21 protein-coding genes are annotated in these 19,456 nt (G+C 69.5%); 4 read left to right on the top strand and 17 right to left on the bottom strand.

Annotated features, from left to right (window positions below; all coding sequences use genetic code 11):
• Positions 1-28 precede the first annotated feature (28 nt).
• A complete protein-coding gene (gene hflX / locus ACFWH5_RS08125) occupies positions 29-1,543 on the bottom strand; it encodes a GTPase HflX (RefSeq protein WP_378833825.1) in 1,515 nt (504 codons plus the stop codon).
• A gap of 68 nt (positions 1,544-1,611) precedes the next feature.
• On the opposite strand from hflX, the gene ACFWH5_RS08120 reads away from it, so the two are divergent.
• Positions 1,612-2,253: a class I SAM-dependent methyltransferase gene (locus tag ACFWH5_RS08120; RefSeq protein WP_378833823.1), complete on the top strand. Its 642-nt coding sequence runs from the start codon at positions 1,612-1,614 to the stop codon at positions 2,251-2,253.
• 15 nt (positions 2,254-2,268) lie between these two features.
• Here ACFWH5_RS08120 and dapF read toward each other — a convergent pair whose 3' ends face one another.
• From dapF to ACFWH5_RS08040, 16 genes are all read right to left on the bottom strand, one after another.
• A complete protein-coding gene (gene dapF, locus ACFWH5_RS08115; protein ID WP_378833821.1) occupies positions 2,269-3,141 on the bottom strand; it encodes a diaminopimelate epimerase in 873 nt (290 codons plus the stop codon).
• A 68-nt stretch (positions 3,142-3,209) separates the two neighbouring features.
• Positions 3,210-3,758: a dihydrofolate reductase family protein gene (locus tag ACFWH5_RS08110; RefSeq protein WP_378833818.1), complete on the bottom strand. Its 549-nt coding sequence runs from the start codon at positions 3,756-3,758 to the stop codon at positions 3,210-3,212.
• Positions 3,759-3,813: 55 nt separating this feature from the next.
• Complete coding sequence (gene miaA / locus ACFWH5_RS08105) at positions 3,814-4,752, bottom strand: tRNA (adenosine(37)-N6)-dimethylallyltransferase MiaA (RefSeq protein WP_378833816.1); 939 nt, start codon at positions 4,750-4,752, stop codon at positions 3,814-3,816.
• Positions 4,745-6,295, bottom strand: a complete 1,551-nt coding sequence (gene miaB, locus ACFWH5_RS08100) for a tRNA (N6-isopentenyl adenosine(37)-C2)-methylthiotransferase MiaB (RefSeq protein WP_378833813.1) — start codon at positions 6,293-6,295, stop codon at positions 4,745-4,747. Before miaB ends, miaA begins: the two co-directional genes overlap by 8 nt.
• A 48-nt stretch (positions 6,296-6,343) precedes the next feature.
• Positions 6,344-7,198, bottom strand: coding sequence for a regulatory protein RecX (locus ACFWH5_RS08095; RefSeq protein WP_378833811.1), 855 nt, complete (start codon positions 7,196-7,198; stop codon positions 6,344-6,346).
• Between the two features lie 2 nt (positions 7,199-7,200).
• Positions 7,201-8,250 carry a recombinase RecA gene (gene recA / locus ACFWH5_RS08090; protein WP_378833809.1) on the bottom strand — a complete coding sequence of 350 codons (1,050 nt, stop codon included), beginning with the start codon at positions 8,248-8,250 and terminating at the stop codon, positions 7,201-7,203.
• Positions 8,251-8,476: 226 nt separating this feature from the next.
• Positions 8,477-8,698: a DUF3046 domain-containing protein gene (locus tag ACFWH5_RS08085; protein ID WP_378833807.1), complete on the bottom strand. Its 222-nt coding sequence runs from the start codon at positions 8,696-8,698 to the stop codon at positions 8,477-8,479.
• A 4-nt stretch (positions 8,699-8,702) separates the two neighbouring features.
• Positions 8,703-9,011 carry a helix-turn-helix domain-containing protein gene (locus tag ACFWH5_RS08080; protein ID WP_378833805.1) on the bottom strand — a complete coding sequence of 103 codons (309 nt, stop codon included), beginning with the start codon at positions 9,009-9,011 and terminating at the stop codon, positions 8,703-8,705.
• A 201-nt stretch (positions 9,012-9,212) separates the two neighbouring features.
• Entirely contained in the window at positions 9,213-9,695 is a 483-nt protein-coding gene (locus tag ACFWH5_RS08075) for a CinA family protein (protein WP_378833803.1), read from the bottom strand.
• Positions 9,695-10,270 carry a CDP-diacylglycerol--glycerol-3-phosphate 3-phosphatidyltransferase gene (gene pgsA, locus ACFWH5_RS08070; protein WP_378833801.1) on the bottom strand — a complete coding sequence of 192 codons (576 nt, stop codon included), beginning with the start codon at positions 10,268-10,270 and terminating at the stop codon, positions 9,695-9,697. The genes ACFWH5_RS08075 and pgsA overlap by 1 nt, the downstream gene beginning before the upstream one ends.
• The gene (locus tag ACFWH5_RS08065; RefSeq protein WP_378833799.1) at positions 10,270-13,035 is read right to left on the bottom strand and encodes a DNA translocase FtsK; all 2,766 of its coding nucleotides are present in this window, start codon (positions 13,033-13,035) and stop codon (positions 10,270-10,272) included. Before ACFWH5_RS08065 ends, pgsA begins: the two co-directional genes overlap by 1 nt.
• An 89-nt stretch (positions 13,036-13,124) precedes the next feature.
• On the bottom strand, positions 13,125-14,801 hold the full coding sequence (locus ACFWH5_RS08060; RefSeq protein ID WP_378833796.1) for a ribonuclease J: 1,677 nt from the start codon (positions 14,799-14,801) through the stop codon (positions 13,125-13,127).
• A gap of 85 nt (positions 14,802-14,886) precedes the next feature.
• Complete coding sequence (gene dapA / locus ACFWH5_RS08055) at positions 14,887-15,864, bottom strand: 4-hydroxy-tetrahydrodipicolinate synthase (protein WP_378833794.1); 978 nt, start codon at positions 15,862-15,864, stop codon at positions 14,887-14,889.
• Between the two features lie 27 nt (positions 15,865-15,891).
• Positions 15,892-16,653, bottom strand: a complete 762-nt coding sequence (locus ACFWH5_RS08050; protein ID WP_378833791.1) for an SDR family NAD(P)-dependent oxidoreductase — start codon at positions 16,651-16,653, stop codon at positions 15,892-15,894.
• On the bottom strand, positions 16,653-17,129 hold the full coding sequence (locus ACFWH5_RS08045; protein ID WP_378833789.1) for a dihydrofolate reductase: 477 nt from the start codon (positions 17,127-17,129) through the stop codon (positions 16,653-16,655). Before ACFWH5_RS08045 ends, ACFWH5_RS08050 begins: the two co-directional genes overlap by 1 nt.
• Positions 17,126-17,935, bottom strand: a complete 810-nt coding sequence (locus ACFWH5_RS08040; protein WP_378833787.1) for a thymidylate synthase — start codon at positions 17,933-17,935, stop codon at positions 17,126-17,128. Before ACFWH5_RS08040 ends, ACFWH5_RS08045 begins: the two co-directional genes overlap by 4 nt.
• Positions 17,936-18,029: 94 nt before the next feature.
• On the opposite strand from ACFWH5_RS08040, the gene ACFWH5_RS08035 reads away from it, so the two are divergent.
• The 3 genes from ACFWH5_RS08035 (at position 18,030) to ACFWH5_RS08025 (ending at position 19,453) form a co-directional block, all read left to right on the top strand.
• Positions 18,030-18,458 (top strand): thioredoxin domain-containing protein, encoded by a 429-nt coding sequence (locus ACFWH5_RS08035; protein ID WP_378833784.1) that lies wholly within the window; start codon positions 18,030-18,032, stop codon positions 18,456-18,458.
• Positions 18,455-18,928, top strand: a complete 474-nt coding sequence (locus ACFWH5_RS08030; protein WP_378833782.1) for a DUF4395 domain-containing protein — start codon at positions 18,455-18,457, stop codon at positions 18,926-18,928. Before ACFWH5_RS08035 ends, ACFWH5_RS08030 begins: the two co-directional genes overlap by 4 nt.
• Positions 18,929-19,027: 99 nt before the next feature.
• Complete coding sequence (locus ACFWH5_RS08025) at positions 19,028-19,453, top strand: OsmC family peroxiredoxin (RefSeq protein WP_378833779.1); 426 nt, start codon at positions 19,028-19,030, stop codon at positions 19,451-19,453.
• The last annotated feature ends 3 nt before the right edge of the window (positions 19,454-19,456 follow it).

Here is a 19,456-nt window from a genome sequence, read left to right as displayed (position 1 = left end):
CGTCAGCCGGCTGACCGGACCCCGCGGTTCAGCCCGCGTCGAGTGCGTACGGCGCGAGCTCCGCCGCGAGCCGCTCCGACACGTGCGCGTGCACGGCGGTGCCGTGCTCCTGGTGCTCCGCGGACAGCAGCACGCCGGTCTCATGCATCGCCGAGACCAGGTCGCCGCGGTCGTAGGGCACGAGCGCACGCACTTCGACCGCCGGCATCGGCAGCATCCGCTCGATCTGCGCACGCAGATCATCGATGCCCTCACCGGTGCGGGACGAGACGAAATGCGCGTTCGGAGCGAGCCCGCGCAGCACGAGCCGCTCGTCCTCGTCGATCAGGTCGGCCTTGTTGAAGACCACGATCTCGGAGATGTCGCGCGCGCCGAGATCACCCATCACGTCGCGCACCGTCTGCAGCTGAGCGGACGGATCCGGATGCGAGCCGTCGACGACGTGCACGATCAGGTCGGCCTGTGCGACCTCCTCCAGGGTGGAGCGGAACGCCTCCACCAGCTGATGCGGAAGATTGCGCACGAAACCGACCGTGTCCGTCAGGGTGTACACCCGGCCGTCGGCGGTCTCCGAACGTCGCACCGTGGCGTCCAGCGTCGCGAACAGGGCGTTCTCGACGAGCACGCCGGCACTGGTGAGCGCATTCAGCAGGCTCGACTTGCCCGCGTTGGTGTAGCCGGCGATCGCCACCGATGGGATGGTGTTGCGCTTGCGTTCGGCGCGCTTGGCCTCGCGGGCCGGCGCGAACTCGCGGATCTGCTTGCGCAGCTGGGCCATGCGCGTGCGGATGCGTCGGCGATCGAGCTCGATCTTCGTCTCACCCGGTCCGCGCGAGCCCATGCCCGCGCCGCCGGCACCCACCTGGCCACCGGCCTGCCGGCTCATCGACTCACCCCAGCCGCGCAGGCGGGGAAGCAGGTACTCGAGCTGAGCCAGTTCGACCTGCGCCTTGCCTTCGCGGCTCTTGGCGTGCTGGCTGAAGATGTCGAGGATCACCGTGGTGCGATCGATTACCTTGACCTTCACGACGTCCTCCAGCGCACGGCGCTGGCTCGAGGCGAGCTCGGTGTCGGCGATCACCGTGTCGGCGCCGACGGCGGCGACGATGTCCTTCAGCTCCTGCGCCTTGCCGCGCCCCAGGTATGTGGCGGGATCGGGATGCGGGCGCCGCTGCAGCAGCCCGTCGAGCACGACCGCCCCGGCCGTCTCGGCGAGAGCAGCGAGCTCGCGCAGCGAGTTCTCGGCGTCCTCTTGGGCGCCCTGCGGGTACACCCCGACGAGGACGACGTTCTCGAGGCGGAGCTGCCGGTACTCGACCTCGGTGACGTCCTCGAGTTCGGTCGACAACCCGACGACGCGGCGCAGGGCATGCCGATCGTCGAGATCCCACTGGTCGCCGTCCCGGTCGCCCTGCGCCGCGGTGGCGGCATCCTGCAGAGCCTGTGCGGCCCCGAACACCCGCGCCTCCGTGCGCGATTCGGCGTGCGCGAGCACCCGGTCCAGCGCGTCCTGCGTGGTGTTCTCTTCGCTCTTCTTCGTCATCCGGTCCTTGATCCGTCTTCTGTGCACGGCGCCTTAACCTTAGCGCCGCAGTCCGGTACGCTCACTGCATGCCGTCCGACCACTACTTCAGCGCGGCGCCGGCAAGTGCAGAGAACCTGCGCACGATCCATGTCACCCTCGCGGGGCGAGAACTCGAACTCACCACCGCGGGCGGGGTGTTCAGCCCTGATCGTCTGGATGCCGGAACCGCCGTGCTGTTCGCCAACATGCCGCCGCTCCCTCCCGGCGGCGACTTCCTCGACCTCGGGTGCGGTTGGGGGCCCATCAGTCTCACCATGGCGCTGTCCGCACCGCGTGCGACGGTGTGGGCCGTGGATGTCAACGAACGCGCGCTCGACCTGACACGTCGCAACGCCGAGTCCCTCGGTCTCACCAATGTCAACGCCGTGAAGCCCGACGATGTTCCCGACGACGTCACCTTCCGCACGATCCGTTCGAATCCGCCGATCCGCGTCGGCAAGAACGAACTGCACAGCATGCTGGAGCGGTGGATCCCGCGCCTCGACGAGCGCAGCGACGCGTGGCTGGTGGTGCAGCGCAATCTGGGGTCGGACTCGCTGCAGCGCTGGATGGCGGCGACGTTCACACCCGGTTACAGCGTGCACCGTGCGGCCACGGGCAAGGGCTATCGCGTGCTGAAGGTGCGGAGGCACGGCACGCCGCCGACCGCCCCGATCGCCATCGGCTGAGCGATCGGCGACCGCTCAGGCGAGGTCGATCTCGCCGCGGTAGACCAGCTGCGCGGGCCCGGACAGGGCGACGTGCTCGCCGTCTTCGGCGGGGAACATCCGCACTCCCAGCGTGCCCCCCGGCACGTCAACGCGCCAGGTGTCCGGCGCACGGTCGCCGGCCCAGTGCCGCACCGCCAGCGCGGTCGCGGCGACACCGGTGCCGCAGCTGAGGGTCTCGCCGACACCGCGCTCGTGCACGCGCATCCGCACATGGCCGACGCCGTCGCGCACCAGGGGCTCCCCCGGTACGACGAACTCGACGTTCGCCCCCGCGGCCGGAGCAGGATCGAGGACCGGCGTGGGGTTGAGATCGAGCCCCGCGAGCTCGTCGTCGGATGCCAGTGCCACGACGACGTGCGGATTTCCGACGTCGATGCCGAGACCGGGTCGCGGCACGGAGAGGCCCGCGGCGCGCGCCAGCGGTTCCCCACCGGCCAGCCTCCAGCGGCCGAGATCCACCTGGTAGCCGTTCTCGGAGCGCATCACATCGCGCACGCCCGCCCTTGTGCCGATCGGCAGCGTCGAACCGGCCTCGAGCTCCGCCAGACCGGAGCGGAGCAGAAAGTGCGCGAACACCCGGATGCCGTTGCCGCACATCTCGGCGGCGGAGCCGTCGGCGTTGCGGTAATCCATGAACCATTCCGCTGCGGGCTCCTCGGCCAGCGCCGCGGCTCCTTCAGAGAGGGCGGCGGAGCGCACCACGCGCAGCACGCCGTCGGCGCCGACGCCGAAGTTACGGTCGCACAGCGCCTGCACCTGCGTGGAACTGAGCTCGAGCTCGCCGTCCGGATCGGCGATGATGACGAAGTCGTTGCCGGTGCCGTGTCCCTTGGTGAATGCGACCATGGGAACCAGTCTAGAGAGCGCCGGCACGGCCGCCGTTCAGGCGGACGCGACGGTCCTGATCGGCGCGGTCAGGTGGTCACTTCGCCCTGCGCGCCGGCTCGCACGCGGTAGCGCGCACAGGCGAACGCCCGATTGCGCGCGAGATCGATGAGTTCGAGGTCCAGACGGCGGGGCATCAGCGGCGCCCCCGACCCCAGGGTGACCGGCGCGAACTGCACCCACAGCTCGTCGAGCAGTCCCGCGTCGGCGAACTGACCCGCGAGGTCTCCCCCGCCGACCACCCACAGATCCTTGCCGCCGGCGGCTGCGGTCATCTCGGCGTGCACGTCGCGGACGCTTGCGCGCGTGAGTCGCACGTCGCCGCTTCGCGGCAGCGGCAGATCGCGATGGGTGAACACCCATGTGGGCTGCGCGTACGTCCACTCGCCGTTCTCGTGGCTCATGACCCATTCGTACGTCGAGGCGCCCATCGCCAGGGCGCCCACCGTAGCGACGAAACCGGGATACGCCATCGGTCCGTTCTCGTCGAAGTCCTGCGTCAGCAGCCAGTCCAGCGAGTGGTCGGCCGTCGCGATGAAGCCGTCGAGGGAGGACGCGGTGTAGAAGTGCGTGGTCATCGCCCCATCGTGCCCCACGCCGCCGACATCGCCCAGGCCTTCACGCCCGCGCCGATCAGTCCACCAGGGTCGCCGCGTCCGCCGGAGGCGCGAGCCACTCGATGCCCGGGTACCGTCTGAACCACGACACCTGACGGCGTGCGTACCGGCGGGTCAGCGCCTGGGTCTCGGCGATCGACTCGTCCGCACTCCTCTCGCCGGCGATCTGCGCCAACGCCTGGGCGTAGCCGATGGCACGCCGCGCGGTGACGCCCTCTTCGAGTCCCTGCGCGCGCAGCAGTCGGACCTCGTCGACGAGACCGCCGGCCCACATCCGCTCCACGCGGCGATCCAGTCTCTCCACAAGCTCCGCGCGGTCGACGTGCAGACCGAGGATGCGGGTGCGCGGATGCCACAGCGCGGGCGCGTCGGGCAGCGCGGCGCCGTGCGTCGAAGATCCCTGCGCGAGCACCTCGAGGGCCCGTACGATGCGGCGGCCGTTCTTCGGATCGATCCGAGCCGCGGTAACCGGGTCGAGATCGGAGAGCCGTTCGAACAGCGCGCCGGTGCCGTGCTGTTCGAGTTCGGCCTCCAGCTCGGCCCGCAGCCGTGCATCTCTGGGCGGGAAGCGGAAGTCGAAGAGCACACTGGACACGTACAGTCCTGAGCCGCCGACGAGGATCGCGTCTCCGCCGCGGGCGTTGACGGCGTCGACGGCGCGGCGCGCGAGCGGCTGGTACCAGGCGACCGCCGCCTCCTCCGTCACCTCCCGGACATCGAAGAGGTGATGCGGGATGCCGCGCCGCTCGCCCTCGGTGAGCTTGGCCGTTCCGATGTCCATCCCGCGGTAGAGCTGCATGGCGTCGGCGTTGACGATCTCGGCCGGATTGCCGCGGGCGCGCAGCTGCTCGGCGAGGTCGAGGGCGAGCCCGCTCTTGCCCGTTCCAGTGGCGCCCACGACCGCCCAGAGGCGCGGCCCATCGCCGGGCGCGTCAGCAGGCGCGGTGTCAGACACCGATGCGCAGGGTCGGCAGTCCGAGCGACACGGGGCGCGGTGCGCCGGCCTCCGCGGTCGGAGCCGGCACCGCGCACGACTCGGCCTGCGCGCGGTCCCACGCGTCGCCGCCGCGGGTGCGACGGATGCGCAGCGGTGCCCCGGTCGGATCGTCGGCGAGCAGATGGAACGGCGCGCCGTGGGTGATCTTCACCGTGACGACGTCGCCGGGACGCGGCAGTTCCGAGCCGGGCGTCACCTCGAAGTGCACGAGGCGGTTGTCTTCGGCACGGCCGGTGAGGCGATGCGTCTCGGCATCCTTCTTGCCCTCGCCCACCGACACCAGCACCTCGACCTCGCGGCCCACCTGCTTCTGGTTCTCCTCCAGCGAGATGCGCTCCTGCAGGGCGATGAGGCGGTCGTAGCGCTCCTGCACGACCGCCTTCGGCACCTGATCCTCCATCGTGGCGGCGGGAGTGCCCTCGCGGATGGAGTACTGGAAGGTGAAGGCTCCCGAGAAGCGGGACTGCTCGACGACGCGCATCGTCTCCGCGAAGTCCTCCTCGGTCTCGCCGGGGAACCCGACGATGATGTCGGTGGTGATCGCGGCGTGCGGAATGCGCTCGCGGACGCGATCGAGGATGCCGAGGAAGCGCTCGCTGCGGTACGAGCGGCGCATGGCGCGCAGGACGCGGTCACTGCCGGACTGCAGCGGCATGTGCAGCTGCGGCATCACGGCATCGGTCTCGGCCATCGCATCGATGACGTCATCGGTGAACGCGGCCGGATGCGGGCTGGTGAAGCGGATCCGCTCCAGTCCGTCGATCTCCCCGGCGGCGCGCAGCAGCTTGCCGAACGCGTGGCGATCGCCGAACTCGACCCCGTAGGAGTTCACGTTCTGCCCGAGCAGGGTCACCTCGATCGCGCCGTCCTCGACGAGCAGGCGGATCTCGTTCAGGATGTCGCCCGGACGGCGGTCCTTCTCTTTGCCGCGCAGGCTCGGCACGATGCAGAAGGTGCAGGTGTTGTTGCATCCGACCGAGATCGACACCCACCCGCTGTGCGCCGAATCGCGCTTGGTGGGCAGGGTCGAGGGGAACACCTCGAGCGACTCGAGGATCTCGAGCTCGGCCTCGCCGTTGTGGCGAGCTCGCTCGAGCAGTCCGGGCAGGGAGCCCATGTTGTGCGTGCCGAACACGACGTCGACCCACGGCGCCTTGTCGAGCACCGCCTGCTTGTCCATCTGCGCGAGGCATCCGCCCACGGCGATCTGCATGCCCTCGTGCTTGTCCTTCCGGGACTTCAGGTGACCGAGCGTGCCGTACAGCTTGCCGGCGGCGTTGTCGCGCACCGCGCAGGTGTTGATGATCACCACATCGGCATCCTCGCCGTCGGCGACGCGCACGTAGCCGGCGCTCTCGAGTGACCCGGACAGCCGCTCGGAGTCGTGCACGTTCATCTGGCAGCCGAAGGTGCGCACCTCGTAGGAGCGGTGGCGCCCATCGGTCTCGATCGCGGCCGCCGAGGGCGCGATGATCGTCGGTTCGCTGCGCGGAGTAGTCATGATGACAGCTATTCTACGAGCGCCATGCCCGTGCCGGCCGCCCCGGGGTCAGTCGGACTCGGTGAAGCGCACGCCGCCGCGTCCGGAACCCTGCGCTTCTCGCAGAGCGGTGCGCGCCGCGTTCATGGCCACCGAGCCGCCGTACCCCCGGCGGGCGAGCTGGCCGAGCAGCCGGCGCAGCGCGGTTTCGAATTCGAGTCGGCTCATCCCCGGCGCCTTGGCGCGCGCGAACTCGAGGGCACGCTCGGCGTCGTCGTCGGGAAGCTCGGCGAGCACCTCATCGATCACCTCGCGAGGCACGCCGCGCTGAGCCAGCGCACGCGACAGCGCCACACGTCCCTGACCCTTGCGTTCCACCCCTGACGTGACCAACAGCGACGCGAGCGTGCGGTCGTCGAGATACCCGCGGTCCTGGAATTCCTCGATGACCTCCTCGATCGCCTCGCGGTCGAGGTCGTTCTCCCTGAGCACCGCACGGGCCTCGGCCACGGACAGCTGACGTGAGCGCAGACGACGCACCAGTGCATCCTGTGCGCGCTCCCGCGTCGCGCCGTCGTCGGCGTGCTCGGCACCGCTACCGTCCGATAGTCCCCGATCTGCGGGATGCGCTCCGAGCACCCGCAGCCGCGGCGCCGCCTCGGCCCGGCGCTCGGCGGCGGCGAACGCGGGATGATGCCGCGCCGCATCCGGTGGGCCGGGGGCCGGCCTCCTGTCGTCCTCTGCCGGACGCCGCACCGTCTCGTCGACCGTGCGATGCCGCAGTGCACCGTCGGCGGCGGCATCCTCCGGCGATGGACTCTCCGGAGGAAGATCGGGGACAGACGGTGCGAGATCCGGTCGACGCGCGCCGAAGAGCGGGATCACGGGGGCGAGGCGGCCCTCGCCCCCGTCGTCGCTGCTCATGATCAGGCCGGGCGTCGCTGCGCGAGCTCGTCGGCGGGCGCCTCCTCGGCGGCCTTCGCGCCGATGCCCAGCTTCTGCTTGATCTGAGACTCGATCGCCAGAGCGATGTCCTCGTTCGAGATCAGGAAGTTGCGGGCGTTCTCCTTGCCCTGCCCGAGCTGGTCGCCGTCGTAGGTGTACCACGAACCCGACTTCTTGACGATGCCGTGCTCGACGCCGAAGTCGATCAGGCTGCCTTCGCGCGAGATGCCGACGCCGTACAGGATGTCGAACTCGGCCTGCTTGAACGGCGGAGCCATCTTGTTCTTGACCACCTTGACGCGCGTGCGGTTTCCGACCGCCTCCCCGCCGTCCTTGAGGGTCTCGATACGACGGATGTCGAGGCGCACAGAGGCGTAGAACTTCAGCGCCTTACCGCCGGCGGTGGTCTCCGGCGAGCCGAAGAAGACGCCGATCTTCTCGCGCAGCTGGTTGATGAAGATCGCGGTGGTCCTGGTCTGGTTCAGTCCACCGGTCAGCTTGCGCAGCGCCTGCGACATCAGCCGGGCCTGCAGGCCCACATGGGAGTCGCCCATCTCGCCCTTGATCTCGGCCTCGGGCACGAGGGCCGCGACGGAGTCGATCACGACGAGGTCGATCGCCCCCGAGCGGATCAGCATGTCGGCGATCTCGAGCGCCTGCTCACCCGTGTCAGGCTGCGACACCAGCAGCTGATCGATGTCGACGCCGAGCTTCTTGGCGTACTCCGGGTCGAGGGCGTGCTCCGCGTCGATGAAGGCGGCGATGCCGCCCGCGCGCTGCACGTTCGCGATCGCGTGCAGGGTCAGCGTCGTCTTACCCGACGACTCCGGCCCGTAGATCTCGATGATGCGGCCACGCGGCAGACCTCCGATACCGAGGGCCGCGTCCAGGGCGATCGATCCGGTAGGGACGACCTCGACCGGGGCGCGCTCGTCGCTGCCCAGCCGCATGATCGATCCCTTGCCGAACTGCCGCTCGATGTGCGCGAGCGCCGAATCCAGGGCCTTCTCGCGATCGTCTGTTGATGGCATGACGTGCTCCTCACTGTGTCGAATGCTGCCGCCTGTAGGCTGTCGCGGCCGCCCCGGCTGGGGCGGCTCTCCGACAAGGCGTATGGCTCAGTGCCACGTCTTCACGTTAGGAGCAGCCACCGACATTGCGTCGGTGGATGCGCTGCCTGTGAACAGAGATCGCATCGAGACCATCTGTGCAGAACGATACGCGCTCATCGAACACATCTTCGACGACACGCCGCGATCAGCGTCTCCTGGGCTCTAGCCTGCCCACGCCGTATCGTCGCTCGGCGGGCACGTCGGTCTCGTCGCACAGCGCCAGCCAGATGTCGCGCGGTGGAACACCGGCATCCAGGGCGTCCAGTGCGGTCATGTTCACGCTGCTCAGCACGAGGTCGTGCGTCAACGCCGTGGCGCGCCCGCCGAACTCCTCGTCGACGGCGCGCAGGAACTCGCTGCGTCGCATCCGCTCAGTGCAGCGACAGCTCGGGCTCGACCGAGGCGACCAGGTCGTCGGGGACGACGTCGGGGAAGGCCTGCAGTCCCTCGAGCACGGAGATGCGGTCGCCCACCTCGCGCATGATCGTGGAGATGGGCACATCCAGCGCTTCGGCGACCGAGGCGAGGATCTCGCTCGACGCCTCTTTCTGCCCGCGCTCGACCTCGCTGAGATATCCGAGGGCGACGGAGGCCTTGCTGGCCACCTGCCGAAGAGTGCGACCCTTCTGCTGACGGAAGTCTCGCAGGACATCGCCGATCTCCTGTCGTACCAGAATCATCGGATCCTCCTCTCCGTCGTCTCCCCCGGACCTCGGTCCGAGTGGATCGCCAGTCTAACCTGATCGGACGCCACTGAATCTACTGTTTCTGCCTGTGCTTCTGCCTGGAACCTGAGCGGTTCCCCGACGAAGGCACCGGCGTCGCCGGTTCGTGCGGTTCGCGTATCGAGCACACCATCTTCAACCGGCATCCGGCGGCCGCTATTCCCCGATCCACTCCAGCGCCGCGACGATCGCGGCGTCCACGGCCTGGCTGCGGACCGCCGTGCGGTCCCCGGCGAAGAGGAACGAACGAGACCGACGTCCCGCGGGAGTGACGACGCCCACATGCACGGTGCCCACCGGCTGACCGTCCGGGGAGTCCGGGCCGGCGATCCCGGTGGTGCTGATGCCGACGTCCGCGCTGCGTCCGTCCACGGCGACCGCCGCGCGCACGCCGTCGGCCATCTGCACGGCGACGTCGGCGTGCACAGGACCGTGCGTCGCGAGCAGGTCCGCGTCGACACCGAGCAGAGTGCGCTTGACCGGAGTGGCGTAGGCCACGATGCCACCTAGCAGCGTCGCGGATGCGCCCGGCACGGAGACGAGCTCGGCGGCGACCGCACCGCCGGTGAGGGATTCCGCGATCCCGACGGTCCATCCCCGCCGGCGCAGTGCGGCCAGCAGGGTCGCGGCGTCGCTCATCATGCGCGCGGACGACGCCCGCGCAGCTGGGCGATCAGGTAGTCCACGCCGCTCAGGATGGTCAGCACGAGAGCGGCGACCATGAGCACCTGGGTCACGACCACCCACGGCTGAAGATCGATGAGCACGTGCAGCGGCAGCAGGGCCCAGCCCAGGGCGACCGCCTGCACGACGGTCTTGACCTTGCCCATCCACGCCGCGGCGACGACCTGCTCGTGCACGATCGTGAAGCGGTGGATCGTGATGCCCCACTCCCTGATCAGGATGAGGATCACCAGCCACCAGCCGACCTCGCCGAGGATGGCGAGGCCGAGGAATCCCGCACCGGTGAGCAGCTTGTCGGCGATCGGGTCCCAGAGCTTGCCGAAGTCGCTGATGATGTCGTATCGGCGCGCCAGGTAGCCGTCGACCCAGTCGGTCGAGATGGCGAACACGAACAAGCCCGCCGCGACCCAGCGCATCACCGTGTCGGCGTCGCCGTACGTGCCGGCGACGAGCAGGAGCACGAGGAAGACGATCGCCAGCGGGATGCGGGCGACCGTGATCGCGTTGGGAAGCTGCCGGGGAATCGCCATCAGTCGCGGCCCGTCAGTCCCCAGGCGTCCTCATCGCCGTCATCGTCGCTCTCGACGACCGGAAGACCGTCGTACTGCGCCTCAAGGGGGTCACGCCGATACCGATCGTCGGCGGCCGGTGCGGCGGCCGGGGCCGCAGTGGCGGGCGCGGAAGCGGCGGGAGCGTCGTCCCCGCGCAGTTTGGCCAGCACGCCGGGCAGCTGCTCGGCTGTCACCAGCACGTCACGGGCCTTGGAGCCCTCCGAGGGACCCACGATCTCCCGCGACTCCAGCAGGTCCATCAGGCGTCCCGCCTTGGCGAAGCCGACGCGCAGCTTGCGCTGCAGCATCGACGTCGAGCCGAACTGCGACGAGACGATCAGCTCGGCCGCGGCGAGCAGCAGCTCGAGGTCGTCGCCGATGTCCTCGTCGACCTCCTTCTTCTTGCCCTCGACCGCCTCCTGCACGTCAGGACGGTACTCCGGACGCGCCTGCCCGGTGACGTGCTTGACGACCGCGTCGATCTCCTCCTCTTTCACCCAGGCGCCCTGCAGGCGGAAGGGCTTGGAGGAGCCCATGGGCGAGAACAGCGCGTCACCCTGCCCGATGAGCTTGTCCGCCCCCGGAGAGTCGAGGATCACGCGGCTGTCGGTGACGCTCGTCACGGCGAAGGCGAGACGGGAGGGGACGTTCGCCTTGATCAGGCCGGTGACGACGTCCACGCTGGGGCGCTGCGTGGCGAGCACGAGGTGGATGCCCGACGCCCGGGCTAGCTGGGTGATGCGCACGATCGAGTCCTCGACGTCCCGCGGCGCGACCATCATCAGGTCGGCGAGCTCGTCGACCACCACGAGCAGGTAGGGGTAGGGCTTGAGCACCCGCTCGCTGCCGACCGGCACCTCGACCTCACCGGCGCGCACGGCCCTGTTGAAGTCGTCGATGTGGCGGAATCCGAACGACGCGAGGTCGTCGTACCGCATGTCCATCTCCTTCACGACCCACTGCAGCGCCTCGGCGGCCTTCTTGGGGTTCGTGATGATGGGCGTGATCAGGTGCGGCACGCCGGCGTAGCTGGTGAGCTCGACGCGCTTGGGGTCGATGAGCACCATCCGCACGTCGGCGGGGCGTGCCCGCATCAGCAGACTCGTGATCATGGAGTTCACGAAGCTCGACTTACCCGACCCGGTGGAGCCTGCCACGAGCAGGTGCGGCATCTTCGCCAGGTTGGCGACCACGAAGTTGCCGCCGACGTCCTTGCCGACGCCGATCGTCAGCGGGTGAGTGCTCTTGTGCGCCGCGGCGGAGCGCAGCACGTCGCCGAGCGACACGGTCTCGCGATCGGCGTTCGGGATCTCGATGCCGATGGCGCTCTTGCCCGGGATCGGCGAGAGGATGCGCACGTCGTTCGACGCGACCGCGTAGGCGAAGTTGTTGCTCAGCTGCAGGATCTTCTCGACCTTGACGCCGTGGCCGACCTCGACCTCGTACTGCGTGACGGTGGGCCCGCGCGAGAAGCCGGTGACCTTGGCGTCGACGTTGAACTGGGTGAGCACGTTGGTGATCTGCTGCACGACGCGATCGTTCGCCTCGGAGCGGGCCACGGCCGGAGGGCCCTCGCTCAGCGTCGAGGGTGCGGGCAGCACGTAGGGAGCGGCCGGCGGCTGCGGCCCCTCGGCGCCGGGCCCTGCGGTGCCGAAGCCGTCCAACCCGGGCAGTTCGCCCGTGGAACCCGTGTCGTCGAGGAGCGCCGTGGTGTTCTGCTCGCCGAGCGAATCGGTGAGCGCGCTGACGTCGGTGAGCACCTCGGTGGCGGCGTCGTGCGGCGCGTGGTCGACGATGACGGCCTGGTCGTACGCCGCCTTCTTGCCCGGTTCCTCCTCGGCGCCCGCGTCGAACAGTGCGGTGATCGCCTGCGAGTCGACGTCGTCGGGGTCCTCTTCGCGGCCGGTCTTGTTGCGTCGCCACCACGGCAGCACGTCCGCGTCGTCGACCTCGTCGGCCTCGTCGATCTGCGCTGTCGGCTTCTCGGGCTTCTCGGGACGCTCCGCGCCGAACATCCAGGCGTACAGGTCACCGAGTCGCTCGCCGATGCGGTTCGGCGGCGTCTTGGTGAGGATCAGGATGCTGAGCGCCGCCAGCACGCTCAGCACGATGTACGCCACGATCGGGGTCAGGAACGCGAGCGGCTCCCCCAGCATCCACCCGAAGAGCCCGCCTGCGGCGCTGAGGGCGGGCATGCCCTCCTTCGGCTGGGGGCGCAGCACGGCGCCGCCGCCGCCGGTCACGCCGGAGGCGACGTGGCAGAAGCCGGCCAGTGCGAGCACGAAGAAACCGAAGCCGATGCCGATGCGCCCGTTGTCGTGCACGGAGGACGGATGCCGGAACAGCCAGCCTGCGAGCAGGAGGAGCAGCACGGGGAGGACGAAGGCGGCCCTTCCGATCAGCCCGCCCCAGCTGAACGCGCTGATCGCCTGCGCGACCGGGTCGCCGATGAAGAACCACTCCACGACCGCCCCGGCGCAGGCGAGCAGCACGAGCAGGAACGGGAAGCCGTCACGCCGGTCGTCCTTCTCCAAGCTCTCCGGGCCGAAGGCGCGGAAGAGCCCGCCCACGCCGTGCGCGAGCCCGAGCCAGAGCCGGACGCCGATGGACGGCTTGTCGGCCTCGTCGATGTACTTCTTCGGCGCGGGCGCACCCTTGGCGGACGCCCGGTTCCCGGTCTGCCGCTTGGAGCGCGATGCAGCGCCGTCGGACGCGCGCTCGGACTTCGTGGTGCTCCTGGCCATGTCTCCACGTTATTGCCAGGTGCCGACGCTGCCGCGTAATGACGCGGCTTTCCACGCGATCGCAGGGCTGATCGCGTGGCGCTGCGGTACTACGCCTCGATGACGAGCGGCACGATCATGGGGCGCCGACGCAGCTTCTGGTTCACCCAGCGACCGATGGTGCGGCGCACGACCTGCGAGAGCGCGTGGCTGTCGTGCACGCCGTTGCCCACCGCCTCCTTGAGCGCCGCCGCGATCTTCGGCGCCACGTCGTCGAACACCGCGTCGTCCTCCGCGACTCCCCTGGCATGGATCTCCGGTCCGGAGATGATCCGGCCGGTCGCCGAGTCCAGCACCACGATCACCGACACGAAGCCCTCCTCGCCGAGGATGCGGCGGTCCTTCAGATCGGCGTCGGTGATCTCGCCGACGGTCGACCCGTCGACGTAGACGAATCCGAGATCCAGCTGACCGGCCACCCGCGCCTCGCCATCCTTGAGGTCGATCACCGTGCCGTTGGCGGCGATGATGGTGCGCTCCTCGTCGATGCCGGTGTCCTGTGCGAGCCGGGCGTTGGCCATGAGGTGACGGTACTCGCCGTGCACGGGCAGCACGTTCTTCGGCTTGAGGATGTTGTAGCAGTACAGCAGCTCGCCGGCGGCCGCGTGGCCCGAGACGTGCACGCGGGCGTTGCCCTTGTGCACGACGTTCGCGCCGAGCTTTGTGAGCCCGTCGATGACCCGGTAGACGGCGTTCTCGTTGCCAGGGATGAGGCTGGAGGCGAGGATGACGGTGTCACCGGGGCCCGGTTCGATCGCGTGGTCGAGGTTGGCCATGCGGCTGAGCACCGCCATCGGCTCGCCCTGCGAACCGGTGGACATGTAGACCACCTTGTCATCGGGAAGGTCACGTGCCTTCTTGTAGTCGATGAGCACGTTCTCGGGCACCTGCAGGTAACCGAGCTGCTCGGCGATGGTCATGTTGCGCACCATGCTGCGCCCCAGGAACGCCACGCGGCGACCGTGCTCGTGCGCCGCGTCGATGACCTGCTGCACGCGGTGCACATGGCTCGAGAAGCTGGCGACGATGACGCGGCGCGGGGCGCGGCCGATCACCTGGTCGAGCACGGGCCCGATGGAGCGCTCGGTGGGCGTGAAGCCGGGCACATCGGCGTTGGTGGAGTCGACGAGGAAGAGGTCGACTCCCTCCTCGCCGAGCCGGGCGAATGCCCTCAGGTCGGTGATGCGCCCGTCCAGCGGCAGCTGATCCATCTTGAAGTCTCCGGTGGCGAGCACCAGACCCGCAGGCGTGCGGATGGCGACGGCCAGAGCGTCCGGGATGGAGTGGTTCACCGCGACGAACTCGAGATCGAACGGACCGACCTGCTCCTCCTGCCCCTCGGTGACGGTGAGGGTGAAGGGCTTGATGCGGTGCTCCTTGAGCTTCGCCTCCACGAGGGCGAGGGTGAGCCCGGAGCCGATCAGCGGAATGTCGCTCTTCAACCGCAGCAGATACGGGACCGCGCCGATGTGGTCCTCGTGGCCGTGCGTGAGCACGACGCCGACGATGTCGTCGAGGCGGTCCTTGATGGGCTCGAAGTCCGGGAGGATCAGATCGACTCCCGGCTGGTGCTCCTCGGGGAAGAGCACGCCGCAGTCGACGATGAGGATCTTGCCGCCGAACTCGAAGATCGTCATGTTGCGGCCGACCTCGCCGAGCCCGCCCAGCGGCGTCACGCGAAGCGTGCCGTGGACGAGCGGTTCAGCGGCGGCGATGGGGATGGACATTGACGTCTCCTCAGTCGGACAGCTCTGTGTCCGTTCGTATGCGATTCAGCGCGCGGGCGCGCTCATCGGCGTCGTGCGGGCACGATCATCGGGTGGTGCCGTGCACCTTGGGAAGGGCGCCGCCGGCGGCCGCGTTGCGGTCGGGGCGGAAGTTCGAGAAGTCGGCGCCGGGGATGTCCTTGACGAGGTCGAGCTCGTCTTCGATGAGGGCGGCCTCCCACTCCTCCGGACCGACCAGCGGCAGCCTGACGCGCGGGCTGCCGATGCGGCCGAGCCCGTGCAGGATGTACTTCGCCGCGACGGTTCCGGGAACATGCGTCATCGCCGCGCGGACCAGCGGCTCCAGGCGCTGATGCTCGGCGGTGGCCGCCTTCAGGTCGCCGCGGTTCACGGCGTCGACGATGGTGCGATACGGCGCGGAGGTGATGTTCGCGGTGACGCCGATCAGGCCGGTGGCGCCGATCGCCAGGTGCGGCAGCACGTTGGCGTCATCACCCGAGAAGTACATCAGATCGGTCTGATTCAGCACGCGGCTGACCTCGGAGAAGTCACCCTTGGCGTCCTTCACGGCGAGGATGTTCGGATGCTTCGCCAGGCGCAGGATGGTCTCGTACCTGATCGGCACACCGGTGCGTCCCGGGATGTCGTAGAGGATGACCGGCAGATCCGTGGCGTCGGCGACCAGGCGGAAGTGGGTGAGGATGCCGGCCTGCGTGGGCTTGTTGTAGTAGGGCGTGACGATCATGATGCCGTCGGCGCCGGCCTTCTCGCTCGCCTTGTACAGCTCGATCGCGTGGGCGGTCTCGTTCGAGCCGCCGCCCGTGATGATCTTGGCGCGGCCCGCCGAGACGTCCTTGCCGACCTCGACGAGGCGCAGCTTCTCGGCATCCGTGAGAGTCGAGGTCTCGCCGGTGGTGCCGGTGACGACGATGCCGTCGGCGCCGTCGGAGATGACGCGATCGATGTGCTTCTCGACGGCCGGCCAGTCCACTTCACCGTCGGCGGTCATCGGGGTGACCAGCGCGACGAGAACCTGGCCGAAGGGGTTGCCGGTGTGCGTCATGAGAACAGGTTATCGCGCGGTGACTGATCACATGCGCCCGCGGCGGGCCACCCTCGCGGTGAGTGCGCGGGGCAGGAAGCGGATGAGCGCGACGATGAGCGTGTACCGTACCGACGGGATCGAGACCGCCTTGCCGCGTGCGACGTCCCGCAGGCCCTCGCGCACGACGTCGCGGGCGTCGAGCCAGAGCAGCCCCGGCACGCCCTCCTCGCCTCTGGCCAGGCCCATCCGCTCATGGAAGCTGGTGTGGGTGAACCCCGGGCACACCGCGGTGACCGTCACGCCGTCGGACGCGTACTCGGCGTTCGCCCATCGGCTGAATCCGATCAGCCAGCCCTTGCAGGCCGAGTAGGTGGAACGCGAGATGAAGCCGGCGACGGATGCCACGTTGACGATGCGCCCGCCTCGCCCTCGCATGCTCCGCAGCGCGGTGTGCATCAGCCGCATCGGCGCCTCGACGTGCACGCGCAGGTGGCGCACCTCGTCTTCGATGTCGTTGTCTGCGAACCGCAGCGGCAGACCGAAGCCGGCGTTGTTGATCAGCAGATCCACCGGCTGGGCGGCATCCGCGAGGCGTGCCGCGACCCGGTCGACATCGCGCTCGTCGGTCAGATCCGCCGGCATCACCTGCACGTCGACGCCGAATCCGTCGCGCAGGTCGACGGCGAGAGCCTCGAGAGCATCCGCGCCGCGGGCCACCAGCACGAGGTCCGCGCCGCGCGCGGCGAGCTGGTGGGCGAACTCGGCGCCGAGCCCGGCACTCGCTCCGGTGATCAGGGCGACCGGCATCAGCGCTGATATCCCAGGAAGCGATAGCGGATGCCGGAGACCGAGGTCTGCCACTCCCCCTCAGCCGACACGCGCCATCCCGCGGTCGAGGGGGCGAAGGCGTCGCCGTCGACCTGGATGTCGAGTTCGGTCACCTCGAGCCGGTCGGCGTGGCCGATCACCTCGCGGAAGATCTCCGCCCCGCCGATCACCCACGCCTTCTCGAGACCACGCAGCGCCTCGCGCACGCCGGCCGCCCGGCGGGCGCCGGAGGCGCTCCAGTGCTGCTGACGGGTGATCACGATGTTCTCGCGACCGGGCAGCGGGCGGTACCTCTCGGGAAGCGAGTCCCAGGTGCGACGGCCCATCACCACCGGCGCCCCGAGGGTGACCTCCTTGAAGTGCGCGAGATCCTCGGGCACGTGCCAGGGCATGCCTCCGCCGGCACCGATCACGCCGCCGTGGGCCTGCGCCCAGATCAGTCCGACCCAGGTCATACGGCGACCGCCGCGCGGATGGCCGGATGGTGCTGGTACTCCTCGACGACGAAGTCCTCGTAGCGATAGTCGAGGATCGACTCCGGCGTGCGGGCGAACCGCAGCGTCGGGTACGGGTACGGCGTGCGCGTGAGCTGCTCGCGCACCTGGTCGACGTGGTTGTCGTAGATGTGGCAGTCGCCGCCCGTCCACACGAAGTCGCCGGGCTCCAGCCCGGTCTGCTGCGCGACCATGAGCGTCAGCAGCGCATAGGAGGCGATGTTGAAGGGCACCCCGAGGAAGAGGTCGGCGCTGCGCTGGTACAGCTGGCAGGAGAGCCTGCCGCCCGCGACGTAGAACTGGAACAGCGCGTGGCACGGTGCGAGCGCCATGTCGGGGATGTCGGCCGGGTTCCACGCGGAGACGATCAGACGTCGCGAGTCGGGTGTCGCCCTGATCTGCTCGATCACCTGGGACAGCTGGTCGATGCTGCCGCCGTCGGGTGTCGGCCAGGAACGCCACTGCACACCGTAGACGGGGCCGAGGTCCCCCTCGGCGTCCGCCCACTCGTCCCAGATCGTCACGCCGTTCTCCTGCAGCCAGCGCACGTTCGATTCGCCGCGCAGGAACCACAGCAGCTCGTAGGCGATCGATTTGAAGTGCACCCGCTTGGTGGTGATCAGGGGGAACCCCTGCGCGAGATCGAAGCGGATCTGCCGACCGAAAACGCTGGTCGTGCCCGTGCCGGTGCGGTCGTCCTTGTGCACGCCGTTCTCGAGCACATCGCGGAGCAGATCTTCGTAGGGCGTGGGGACGACGGCGCTCATGTCAGACACGATACCCGGCTCCGGCGGCTGTGCGGCGGTCGTCATTCACCGTCATATCCCGCTCCGCGACGCACCGCGGACGTACCCTCGACGAGTGCCCGTGTCGCTCGCGCTCATGATCGTCGCCGGTGTGCTCGCCGTCGCGGTGGCCGCCGGGTTGATCTGGCGCGCCCTGGACGGACGCCGGCGACCGGTGCGGGGCGCGCCGACGCTGCTCGACGAGCTCGATGCGGACGCCGCTCGGGCCGTCCTGCTCCTGTTCAGCACGCAGACGTGCGCCCGCTGCCCGCAGGTACGGCGGATGCTCCACTCGGTGGCGTCCGCGCTGGTCGGAATCGAAGCCACCGAAATCGACCTCACGCACCGTGCCGATCTCGCTGCGCGGCACCGGATCCTCACCACACCGACGACGTTCATCGTCACGCCGGTCGGCACGGTCGCCGCCCGCTTCACGGGCGCGCCGCGCCGCGTCGACATCGAAGCCGCTCTCGCTGAGCTCCCCGCCCCACAGGAGGTGCGATGACCACCGCATCCGGAATCGACCCGCGCGGACCGCGCTTCGCCGCCGGCATCACGTCTGCTCTGCTGCTCGTCGCCGTGCTGCTGGGCCTGACGGACACCGATCCGAACCCGGTCGATCCCGGCCTCCTGCTGACCGCCGCACTCGCCGCACTGTTCCTGTGGAGCATCCTGTCACCGCGCACCCAGCCGTGGTCGGTGCTGTTCCGTACGATCGTGCGACCCCGACTCGCCGCACCCGCCGAGCTCGAGGATCCGCGACCTCCGCGCTTCGCTCAGGGGGTCGGCCTTCTCGTCGTGGCGATCGGCCTCCTGCTCCATCTCCTGGGCGTTCCCTTCGCGCTGCCGCTCGCGACGGCAGCGGCGTTCGTCGCCGCGTTCCTCAACGCCGCCTTCGGATTCTGCCTCGGCTGCCAGCTCTATTTGCTGCTGCAGCGTGCCGGGCTCGTCGGCCGCGACATGCGACGCGGCTGACGGCCCGCCCCGGTTCCGCACGCCTGCGTGCCTGGGTAGGCTGGCCACGCGGCGCGTCCGCGCCGCGCATCCGCGCTCACCGCGACCACTGGAGGAAACATGCCCGTCACCAGCGAAGCGACCACCACCTGGACCGGCTCACTGTTCGAGGGTTCCGGTACCGTCGCGTTCTCGTCGTCGAAGCTCGGCACCTTCCCGATCAACTGGAAGGCCCGCGCCGAAGGCTCCGACACCACGACGACTCCCGAGGAGCTGATCGCGGCCGCGCACGCCTCGTGCTTCAGCATGGCGTTCGCGAACATGCTCACCGAGAACGGCACCCCACCCGAGCGGCTGAACACCACCGCATCCGTGACGTTCAAGCCGGGCACCGGCATCACCGGCAGCCACCTGAACGTCAACGCCTCGGTGCCGGGGCTCTCGCCGGAGAAGTTCCAGGAGATCGCCCAGCAGGCAAAGACGGGCTGCCCGGTCTCGCAGGCGCTCGCGGCGATCGACATCACCCTCGAGGCCTCGCTGGCCTGAGCC

The organism is Microbacterium sp. NPDC058345 (assembly GCF_042723855.1).
In the GTDB taxonomy this organism is placed as follows: domain Bacteria; phylum Actinomycetota; class Actinomycetes; order Actinomycetales; family Microbacteriaceae; genus Microbacterium.
This window is presented reverse-complemented; position numbering and strand designations above follow the sequence as displayed.